Origin of the sequence: Streptomyces sp. NPDC051286, from assembly GCF_044455345.1 — a bacterium.
In the GTDB taxonomy this organism is placed as follows: domain Bacteria; phylum Actinomycetota; class Actinomycetes; order Streptomycetales; family Streptomycetaceae; genus Streptomyces.
In genome coordinates, this window is record NZ_JBITER010000006.1 from 236,101 (window position 1) to 247,294 (window position 11,194).

The following is an 11,194-nucleotide window of genomic DNA, read 5'->3' on the forward strand; positions in this document are numbered from 1 at the left end:
CGACGGGCCCGCGGCGGGTGAGGCTCAGTCCTCCCGTTCCAGCCAGTCGGAGGCGGCGGACCACACCCGGGCCAGCATCTCCGGCAGCGACAGATCGTAGTGGTTGCACGGAAGGCCGATCTCCGCGATCTCCCCGGTCACATGCGGCTGCCACGCCTCGACGGTGGGCGCGCCCTCCGGCTTGCTGTCCTCGGCGACGACGAGCAGCGCGTCCCCGTCGAACAGTCCGAACCGATGGGCACCTCCGATCAGGCCGTTGTTCTGGAAGATGCGCGCCAGGGTCCGGAACTCCTCGTCCGAGGTGGCTCCGAAGACATGGCCGGCCTCCCGCCGCACCATCTCGGTCAGCCGGTCCAGTTCGGCGGCCGGGTCGCGTTCGGGCTCCGGCCCCTGGTCCTCGACCGCGCCCTCGGCGCCCTCAGCGGACTCACCGTCCGGATTTGCGACCGGCGGGAACGCGTCCAGGATGACCAGCATCGCCACCTCTTCGCCCGCCGCCCTCAGCTGGACGGCGATCTCGTGTGCGGCCGTTCCTCCGAAGGACCAGCCCAGCAGGTGGTACGGGCCGCTCTCCTGCACGGAACGGATCTGCCGGATGTAGTCGGCCGCCATCTCCTCCACGGAACCGGCGAGTTCCGTCTCTCCGTCCAGGCCCCGGGCCTGCAGCCCGTACAGCGGGACGTCATCCGGGACGCTGCGTGCCAGCGGCATGTAGCACCAGCTGAGCCCGCCCGCGGGGTGGACGCAGAAGACGGGCGGCTTGCTGCCCTCGGCCCGGATCGGGAGCAGGACGTCGAGGGAGTCCCGTACGGAGGTCATGCTCATCCGCTTCAGGAGTCCGGAGACGCTGGGGGCGGCGAACAGGTCGCGCACCGCGACGGACACGCCGCGCTGACGCAGCGCTTCCACCAGCTGCACGGCCCGCAGGGATTGCCCGCCGAGTGCGAAGAAGTCGTCGTCGACTCCGACCGTCTCCATGCCGAGGACCTCGGCGAACGCCTCGCACAGGCTCGCCTCCAGGGCGGTGACGGACCTGCCGGCCCCTTCCGCGCCGGCCCTGAACTCGGGGGCCGGCAGCGCCTTGCGGTTCAGCTTGCCGTTCGGCATCAGCGGGAACGCGTCGAGCACCACCACCGCCGAGGGGACCATGTATCCGGGCAGCCGCTCCTGGGTGGCCGCACGCACCGCCGGGCCGAGCCCGCCGTCGGCGTCACCGCGGGCGTCGGGCTCGGGCACCACATAGCCCACGAGCTGCTTGTCGCCCGGGGTCTCCTCCCGCACCACCACGACGGCCTGGGCCACGGAGGGGTGCCCTGCGAGGACGGCCTCGATCTCGCCCAGCTCGACGCGGAATCCCCGGATCTTGACCTGGTCGTCGGCGCGCCCCATGAATTCCAGGTCGCCGTCCCCGCTCCACCGCACCATGTCTCCCGTGCGGTACATGCGCTCACCAGGGCCACCGAAGGGGCAGGCGACGAAGCGCCCGGCCGTCAGTCCCGGCCGGCCCAGGTACCCGCGGGCCAGTCCGTCACCGGCGATGTACAGCTCACCGGCGACGCCCACGGGGACCGGGGCGAGCCGTTCGTCGAGGACGTAGAGCCGCGTGTTGGCGACGGGGCCGCCGATCGACGTCAGGTTGCGGCCCGCGTCCGCATCGGCGCGCACGGTTTCCCTGGCGGTCGACCAGACCGTGGTCTCGGTCGGCCCGTAGAGGTTGGTCAGTGAGCCCGCCCGGCTCAGCAGGGTGCGGGCCAGTTCGTCGGGCAGTGCCTCCGCGCCGATCAGTACGCGCACCCGCGACCAGTCCAGCGGGTCGTCGGCGTCGGAGACCAGGCCCCGCCACAGGCTGGGCGTGGCGTGCACGATGTTCGCGCCACGGGAGCGGATCAGGTCGCGCAGCGCCCAGGGGTCGAGCACCTGTTCCTGTGAGGCCAGGATCATCCTGGAGCCGTTGACGAGCGGCAGGTAGAACTCCAGGCCCGCCATGTCGCAGCCGACTGTGCTGACGGCCAGCAGGCGGTCCTTCGCCCCCAGGGCGAACTGGTCCTGCATCGCGGCCAGGAAGTTCACAATCGCGCGGTGCTCGACGAGGACGCCCTTGGGACGTCCGGTGGATCCGGAGGTGTAGATCACCCACATCGGGTGCCAGGGCAGCAGGTGGCCACCGCGTTCCTCCGCGGTCGGGGCGCTGCCGTCGAGATCGGCCAGCTCCCGCGCGACCGCGGGGTCGTCGAGCAGCACAACCGGCACCGCCCCGTCGTCCACCTCCACACCGAACTCGGCCAGGCGTCCCCGCAGGTCCGCGCTGCTCAGCAGGCACACCGCGCCGGAGTCCTCCAGGACGTACGCGGTCCGCTCGGACGGATAGGCCGGGTCGATGGGCAGGTAGACGGCCCCGGCCTTGATGACGCCGAGCAGCGCCACGACCAGGTCGGGGGTGCGCTCGAAGACGGTCGCGACGACGTCCTCCGTGCCGATGCCCCGGCCGACGAGGTGGCGCGCCAGCCGGTTGGCCCGGGCGTCCAGCTCGGCGTACGTCATCTCGGTACCGGCGTACTCCAGCGCGATGGCCTCGGGGGTGCGGGCCGCCTGCTCCTCGAAGAGCTCAACGACTGTGGAGCCCCTGACCTCGGCCGCGGTGTCGTTCCAGTCGGTGAGCAGACGCCGGCGTTCGGCCTCGCCGAGCACATCTAGCTCGCTGAGCCTCAGGCCGGGGTCGGCGGAGAGGGTGTCCAGGACCCGCACCCAGCGCTCGGCGATTCGGACGACGGTCTCGGGTTCGAACAGGTCGGTCGAGGCGACCACTCCGCCGCGGAGCCCGGCGGGTACCCCCTTGTCGTCGTAGATCTCGGCGATGCTCACGTCGAGGTCGAACTTGGCGACCGACATCCCGGACGTGCCGCCGCCGGAGGTGACTCCGGGCAGTTCGAGCAGCGCGTCGGCGGTGTTCTCCAGCAGGAGCATCACCTGGAACAGCGGGTGACGGGCCAGCGACCGGGTGGGCGCCAGTTCCTCCACCAGCCGCTCGAAGGGCACGTCCGGGTGGGCGAACGCCCCGAGGCCGGCCTCCCGCACCCGCACCAGTGCCTCGCGGAAGGTGGGGTCCTCGGACAGGTCGGTGCGCAGCACGAAGGTGTTGACGAAGTACCCGACCAGGTCGTCGAGCGACTCGTCGGTGCGTCCCGCCAGCGCCGATCCGATCGGGATGTCGGTGCCCGCTCCCAGGCGCGACAGGAGCATCGCCAGGGAGGCGTGCAGCACCATGAACAGGGTGACGCCCTCGGTCCGTGCCACGTCGAGCAGCCGCTCGTGCACCTCGGGGGGTATCCGGAACGGCACGCCGTGCCCCTGGTAGCCGGCCACGGCGGGGCGCACCCGGTCGGCCGGCAGCACCAGTTCCTCCGGGGATCCGGCCAGCGCCTCTCGCCAGTAGGCGATCTGACGACCCATCATACTGTCGTTGTCGTCGCCGTCCCCGAGCAGCTCGCGCTGCCAGAGGGCGTAGTCCGCGTACTGCACGGGCAGCGGCTCCCACTGCGGGGCCCGGCCCGCGCACCTCGCCTCGTAGGCCACGGAGACGTCGCGGGCCAGCGGCGCCCATGACCAGCCGTCGCCGGCGATGTGGTGCACCACCACCATGAGCGTGTGATCGTCGGGCGCGCAGGTGAACAGCGAGGCACGGATGGGAATCTCCGCCGACAGGTCGAAGGTGTACCGGGCCGCCTCGGCGACCGCTGCGTCGCGCTCGTCCGGGCTGACGTGGACGACCTGCAGGTCCCACTCCAGCTCGTCCAGGTCCAGCACCCGCTGGTACGGCTCGCCGTCGGCCATTTCGTAGACGGTGCGAAGGACCTCGTGCCGCCCGAGGACGTCCCGGAACGCAGCCTTGAGCGCATCGCTGTCCACGTCGCCGGTCAGCCGGGCCGGGAGCGGGATGTTGTAGGCGGGGCTCGGGCCCTCGAGCTGCCCGATGAGCCACAGCCGACGCTGGCCGTACGACAGAGGGATCCGCTCGGGCCGTTCCCCGGACGTCAGGGGGGCGCGGGCCTCCTCGGCGTCGGCCAGCCGGGCCGCCAGCCCGGCCGGGGTCGGCGTCTCGAACAGCACCCGGATCTCGGTCTCGACGCCGAGCAGGGTGCGGATCCGGCTGACGAGCCGGACCGCCAGCAGGGAATGGCCGCCCAGGGCGAAGAAGTCGTCGTCCACGCCCACCGCGGGAAGGCCCAGCACATCGGCGAATGCCGTGCACAGGAGCTCCTCGCGTACGTTGGACGGCCTGCGGCCGGCCCGCTCGGTGGAGCCGTACTCGGCGGCGGGCAGGGCCTTGCGGTCGAGTTTCCCGCTCGGTGTGAGCGGCAGGGCGTCGAGGACGACCACCGCGGCCGGAACCATGTGCTGCGGCAGCCGCTGCGCGACGAACCGCTTCACGAGGTCGGGCAGGTTGTCGTCGTCGAGGTCGGTAGGCACGACGTAGGCGATGATCCGGACGTCTCCGGGGGTGTCCTCCCGTGCGACGGCCACACCCTGCGCGACCTGCGGGTGGGCGGTCAGGACGGCCTCGATCTCGCCGGGCTCGATCCTGAAGCCGCGGACCTTCACCTGGTCGTCGGCGCGTCCCGCGAACACGAGTTGACCGTCCGCGGTCCAGCGTGCGCGGTCGCCGGTCCGGTACATCCGCTCGCCGGACCCGCCGAACGGGCAGGCCACGAACCGCTCCGCGGTCAGCCCGGCGCGGCGGACGTAGCCACGGGCCAGCTGCCGGCCCGCGATGTACAGCTCACCGACCACGCCCTGCGGGGCCGGGGCGAGGAAGTCGTCCAGAACGTACAGACGGGTGTTGGCGACCGGGGTGCCGACCGGAACCGCACCGGCGGCCACCAGCTCCGGAGTGAGCCGTGCGGTCGCCACACCGATGGTCGCCTCGGTCGGCCCGTAGTGGTTGAACACCTCGCGCTGCCCGGCCGTTTCCAGCAGCCCGCTCACCCATGCCGGGGAGGCCGCCTCGCCGCCGAGCACCAGGGACCTGGCGGGCAGCACGCCCGCAGGACCGCCCTCGGCGCCCAGCGCCGCCAGATGGGAGGGCACCGCCTTGAGGTGGTCGATGCCGTGCTCCGAGAAGTAGCCGGAGACGGCGACGGGATCGGTGACGGCTTCGGCGGGCAGGACGTGCAATTCCCCGCCGGTTACCAGGCTGGCGAACAGCAGGGTGTTGCCCAGGTCGGTGGCCTGCGCCTGGAGCAGCGCGTAGCGCCGGCCGGGTTCGCCCAGACCCACCCGCCCCGGAACCGAGGCCGCGTAGTTGGCCAGCGACCTGTGGGTGACAGCCACACCCTTCGGGCGGCCCGTCGACCCGGAGGTGTAGATGACGTACGCCAGTGCGTCCGGCGCCACGGACACTTCGGGTGCGCCGGCCGGGGTTGCCGCCAGTTGCATCTCGACGAGCCGGTCGTCCAGCGCGACCAGCCGTCCGCGTCCGGCGGGCAGTTCGTCGAGGATCTCCTCGGTCGTCAGGGTCAGGGCGGCCCGGCTGTCGCTCAGTATGAAGGCGACCCGGTCGGCAGGCTGCTCGGGGTCGATCGGCAGATAGCCCGCCCCGGCCTTCCACACGCCGAGGATCGCCGCGATCATCTCCTCGCCCCGCGGCAGGCACAGCCCGACCACGGACTCCGGCCCGACGCCCTGACCGGCCAGGTACCGTGCCACCCGGTTCGCCCGGGCGTCCAGTTCCGCGTACGACACCCAGGCGCCGTCGGCGACGACGGCCACCGCGTCCGGGGTCCGCGCCACCTGCGCCTCGAACAGGGCCGGGACCAGCGTCTGCGGGTCCGCTGCCGCGGTGTCGTTCCACTCGACCAGCAGCCGGTGGCGTTCGCCCTCGTCCAGCAGGTCGACCGTGCCGATCCGCCCGCCGGGGGCGCCGCTGACGGCGTCCAGTACCCGGGCCCAGCGGTTCGCGATCCGTACGGCCGTGTCCGGCTCGAACAGGTCGGCCGCCGCGATCACCACGCCGTGGATGCCCGCGGGCACACCCTGCGCGTCGAACGACTCGCCGAGGATGACGTCCAGGTCGAACTTGGCGGATACGGCGGCCGACGACTGGTCCGCCGCCGCCCCCGCCCGTACCCCGGGCAGGTCGAGCACGGCGTCCGCGGTGTTCTGCAGCGTGAGCACCACCTGGAAGAGGGGGTGGCGGGCCATGGAGCGGACCGGGGCGAGCTCCTCGACGAGTCGCTCGAAGGGGACGTCCTGGTGGGCGAACGCCGCCAGGCCCTTCTCCCGCACCCGTGCCAGGACCTCACGGAACGTCGGGTCGCCGGACAGGTCGGTACGTATCACGAGCGTGTTGACGAAGCATCCGACAAGGTCGTCCATGGCTTCGTCGGTGCGGCCGGCGATCGCCGAGCCGATGGAGATGTCGGTACCGGCGCCGAGGCGCGACAGCAGCGTGGCGAGGGCGGCCTGCAGGACCATGAACACCGTCACGCCCTCGGCCCGGGCCAGTTCCGCGAGCCTGCGGTGGACCTCCGCCGGGATCTCGACGGGAATGCGGTGACCCCGGTGACTGGCCACCGCGGGGCGCGGCCGGTCGAACGGCAGCGCCAGTTCCTCGGGGGCGCCTTCCAGCGTCTCGCGCCAGTACGCGACCTGACGGGAAATCACACTGTCGGGGTCCTGCTCGTCGCCGAGGAGTTCGCGCTGCCACAGCGCGTAGTCCGCGTACTGCACGGGCAGATCCGCCCACTGCGGCGCCCGGCCCTCGCGACGGGCCGCGTACGCCACGGACAGGTCGCGGGCGAGCGGCTCCCTCGACCAGCCGTCGGTCGCGATGTGGTGCACGACGACGACCAGCACCTGCTCGTCGGGCCCGGCCGAGAACAGCCAGGCACGGAACGGGACTTCGGCGGCCAGGCCGAAGGGCCGCCGCTGTGCCTCGGCGACCGCGTCGGCCAGCTCCCCGGGGGCCACGTCAGCCACGGTCAGCCGCCAGTCCAGCCCGTCGGCGTCGAGGACCTGCTGGTAGGGCTCGCCGTCCGCCACCGGGAACACCGTGCGCAGCACCTCGTGCCGCTCCAGCACGTCACGCAGCGCCGCGCCCAGGGCCTCGCGGTCCACGTCTCCGCCCAGCCGCAGGGCGACGGGGACGTTGTAGGTCGGGCTGGGGCCTTCGAGCTGGCCGATGAACCACAGGCGTTGCTGCGCGAAGGACAGCGGCACCCGTTCGGGGCGCGCGCCCGCGGTCAGCGCCGCCCGCGCCTCGCCCGCTCCGCCGAGGCGAGCGGCGAGACCGGCGGGCGTGGGCGCCTCGAACAGGGTGCGCAGCGACATCTCGACGCCGAGCACGGCGCGGATACGGCTGAGCAGCCGCACCGCGAGCAGCGAGTGCCCGCCCAGTGCGAAGAAGTCGTCCTCGACGGCGACCCCGTCCAGGCCGAGGACCTGGGCGAACATCCCGCTGAGGATCTCCTCCCGGGGGCCGGCCGGTGCGCGGCCCGCACCGGCGGTGCCTGCGTAGTCGGGGGCCGGCAGCACGCGGCGGTCCAGTTTGCCGTTGGAGGTGAGCGGCAGGCCGTCGAGGACGACGGCCGCGGCGGGCACCATATGGGCGGGGAGGGCTGCGGCGAGGTGGGCGAGGAGCTCCGCCGGCCGGGGGGCGTCGTCGCCGTCACCGTCGGCCGCTACCGCGTAGGCGACCAGGCGCCTGTCACCGGGGATGTCCTCGCGCACGATCACCACGGCGCGGGCCACCCGCTCGTGGGCGCTCAGGACGGCCTCGATCTCGCCGAGTTCGATACGGAAGCCACGCACCTTGACCTGCTCGTCGGCCCGCCCGAGGTACTCCAAGTGTCCGTCCGCGGTCCAGCGGACCAGGTCCCCGGTCCGGTAGAGGCGCTCGCCGGACGCGCCGAAGGGGTCGGCGACGAAGCGTTCCGCGGTCAGCGCGGGGCGGTCGAGATAGCCACGGGCCAGGCCGGCGCCCGCCACGTACAGCTCGCCCGCCACACCGACCGGCACCGGGGACATGGCGCCGTCGAGGACATAGGCGCGCGCGTCGGCGATGGGCCGGCCGATCGGCGGGGCGCCGTTCGTATCCGGGTCGGTGCCGGGGTCCGTCTCGGAGGTGAACCACGCGGTGGAGTACACCGTGGCCTCGGTCGGGCCGTAGATGTTGGCGACCCGCACGCCGGGCAGCGCCTCGCGGATGTCCCGGACGAGGGAGGCCGGAAGTGCCTCACCGGCCAGCACCACGGTCCGGGCACCACTGCGGGCGTCGATCCCGGCCCCGGCCGCAAGCCCGTCCAGCACCTGTGCGAAGGCGGACGGCACGGCACTGATCAGGCTCAGCGGTCCGGGGCCGTCCCCGCGGTCCGCCAACGCCAGCACGTCACGGACGACTTCGATACTGCCGCCCGACACCAGCGGCCCGAACATCTCGAACACCGACACGTCGAAGTTCAGCGACGTCGACGCCAGCACCCGCGAGAAGTCGCCGCCGGAGAACGTACGGGCCGCCCAGGACAGCAGACTCGCCACCGACCGGTGTTCCACCACCACGCCCTTGGGCCGTCCGGTTGATCCCGAGGTGTAGATGACGTACGCCGGGTGCCCGGGCAGCAGCGGCCGGGACCGCTCGGCGTCGGACAGCGTCCCGTCGTCGAGTCCGGCCAGTTGCGCGGCCGTGGCCGGGTCGTCGAGGACCAGCACCGGGAGGTCGGGCGGGGTCTCGAGCCGGATCCCCGTCCTGGTCAGGACGCATACTGCTCCGGCGTCGGTGAGCAGGAAGGCGGTCCGCTCGGCCGGATAGGCCGGGTCGACGGGCAGATAGGCGCCGCCTGCCTTCAGTACGCCGAGCAGCGCGATCATGAGGTCGGTGCCGCGTTCCATCGCGACGGCGACCACGCTTTCCGGTCCCACGCCGTGGCCGGTGAGCAGGCGGGCGAGTCGGTTGGCCCGGGCGTCGAGTTCCGCGTACGAGATCTCGGTGCCGGCGTGGGCGACAGCGACCGCGTCGGGAGTACGGGCCACCTGCGCCTCGAACAGCTCGGGGAGAGTCGCGGGCGCGGCGCCGGACGCGGTGTCATTCCAGTCGACGAGCATCCGGTGCCGCTCGTCGTCGTCCAGGACGGGGACGGCGCTCAACGCGAGGTGCGAGCGGCCGGCCTCCGGCGCCTGGTCCAGTGCCTGTTCGAGCGCGGTGACGAGGTTGTCCACCGTGGTGCGCAGCAGTGCGCCGACCGCTTCGGGGTCGATCGCGGTGACCGCGTCGACGGACAGTCCGATCCCGCGCCCCTCTCCGTCGTCGTCGACGGAGACGGTCAGGGGGTAGTTGGTGCGCTCGCGTGTGAAAAGGGTGGTGATTCCGGCGAGTCCCTCACCCCGGGGGGTTTCGGCCTCGCCGGTGTCGGTCTGGGGTGCGGTGTTGTGCCGGTAGTTGAACAGCGCTGTGAACAGCGGGACGTCCCCCGCCATCTTCGCGGCCTGCTGCGCCAGCGCCAGCGGAGCGTGCTCGTGCTCCAGCAGCGCCGCCAACTGCGCCCGCATGCCCGCAACCGCGGACAGTACGTCGCTCTCGTCCACCCGCACCCGCACCGGCAGCGTGTTCATGAACGGACCGGTCACCCGGTCCGCGCCCGCACCGGCGTTCATCCGCCCGAACAGCACGGTGCCGAACACCACATCGCCCCGGCCGCTGACCGCCGCCAGCACCCGCGCCCACGCCACATGCATCACCGTGGCAGGACTCGTGCCCAGCCGGCGGGCCACCTCCCGCACACGCGCGGCAGACCCAGCAGTCAACCGCTTTACCGAACGCACCACTTGGGCACCGTCACCACGCGCATCCACCACCCCGTACGGGGCGGTGGGCTCGGTGACGTCCCCGACCAGATCCGTGAAGAACCGCTCATACGCGGACCGCTCCACCCCGCCACGCGACTGCGCCACGAAGTTGCGGAACGGCAGCGGCTCGGGCAACTCACCGCCCCGGCCCGTCAGGAACGCCTCGACCTCCTCCAGCATCACTTCCAAAGCGGTGTGGTCCTGCACCAGGTGATGCACCCGCACCAACGCCAGCCACCGACCGGCCACCGCGTCCGCCTCCGCGGCCACATGCACATCGATCAACGGCGCCCGGCCCACATCCATCGTCAGACCGGCAGCGGCAAGCAGCTGCTCCGCCAGGTCCGTTCCCTCGGAAGCCGGCTCCACCGTGACAACCGGCAGAGCAGCCCGACGACACACCACCTGGACCGGCTCACGCAGGCCTTCCCAGACCAGGCCCGTGCGGAAGATGTCATGACGGTCGACGACCTGCTGCAGCGCACCGAGAAACGCGTCCAGCCGCTCACGCGAGTCGAACCCCAGGACCGTCGGCGTCACATACGCGTCCTCACCACCATCAGCCAGCAGATGGTGGAAGAGCAGACCCTCCTGCAACGGAGCCAGCGCATAGACGTCGGCGACATTGGCCGCACCGCCCTCCACGGCCGCAACGACCCGCTCGATCTCAGCCTCGGACAGCTCGACCAGAGTCAGCATCTCCGGCGTGATCTCCACGGCACCATCAGGGATACCGTTCGTCGGCACGGCAACCTCCTCCGCACCCGCCGCCGCAGCAAGACCAGCAGGCGTCGGCGTCTGGAACAATGCCCGCACCGACACCGTCACACCCCGCACCCGCAAACGCTCCACCAGCGACACCGCGAGCAGCGAATGCCCACCCAGCCGGAAGAAATCGTCCTCCACACCCACGGAATCCACACCGAGAACCCCCGCGAAGACCGCGCACAGGATCTCCTCACGGGCATCGACCGGAGCACGGCCACCACCCGCGACATACTCCGGAGCGGGAAGAGCCTTGCGATCCAGCTTCCCGCTGACCGTGAGCGGCAGGGTGTCGAGGACCACGACCGCGGAGGGGACCATATGGCCGGGCAGCTGTCCTGACGCGTAGGCGATCAAGGCGGCCGGCAGTCCGGCGTCATCCGTGATTCCGGCTTCGGCCGGTACCACGTAGGCGGCCAGGCGCTTGTCGCCGGGGGTGTCCTCACGTACGACTACGGCCGCCTGGGCAACACGTTCGTCAGCGGTCAGTACGGCCTCGATCTCACCGAGCTCGATCCGGAAACCACGGACCTTCACCTGCTCATCGACCCGGCCGACGTACTCCAGGTCACCCCCCGCCGACCAGCGCACC

The 11,194-nt window shown here is 72.1% G+C and carries 1 protein-coding gene; it reads right to left on the reverse strand.

Annotated features, from left to right (window positions below; translation table 11 throughout):
- Window positions 1-24: 24 nt before the first annotated feature.
- Window positions 25-11,193 (reverse strand): amino acid adenylation domain-containing protein, encoded by an 11,169-nt coding sequence (locus ACIBB8_RS09435; protein WP_398950090.1) that lies wholly within the window; start codon window positions 11,191-11,193, stop codon window positions 25-27.
- Window position 11,194: the final 1 nt, after the last annotated feature.